This window comes from Marinimicrobium sp. UBA4209 (assembly GCF_002381585.1).
GTDB lineage: Bacteria > Pseudomonadota > Gammaproteobacteria > Pseudomonadales > Cellvibrionaceae > Marinimicrobium > Marinimicrobium koreense.
Genome location: NZ_DFTP01000109.1, coordinates 20342 through 20642 on the forward strand (window position 1 = coordinate 20342; position 301 = coordinate 20642).

Annotated in this window: 1 protein-coding gene; it reads right to left on the reverse strand. The window is 60.8% G+C overall.

Going from position 1 to position 301, the window contains the following annotated elements:
* Nucleotides 1–301 (reverse strand): hypothetical protein (locus tag B3187_RS16200; RefSeq protein ID WP_286807493.1); only part of this gene is annotated, 301 nt, incomplete at both ends.

A 301-nucleotide genomic window follows, 5' to 3' on the forward strand; every position in this document is an offset into this window, starting at 1 on the left:
TAAAGCGTCTCCCCTTTGGAGGCGCTACTCCACTGCCGGAAGCTCGGTTCGAAACCGTGTTTTTTATGATACTCGGCATAGGCCTCTTCTTCGACTTGCTCGAAGTTCAGGTCCAACCCGGGAGATCGCAGTTTGAGGGCCATCTGCGATTCGCTGTCCAGCTCATCAACCACGGTCTGAAAAGCGGCCAGTTCGGCATTGCTGGGCTCGGCGCCGCGGTCGCGCCAGAGATCCAGCACCGCCAGGCTCATCAACCCGAGACGTCCGGCGGGCAGCACCGTCCACGCCTTCAGCGTGTCGG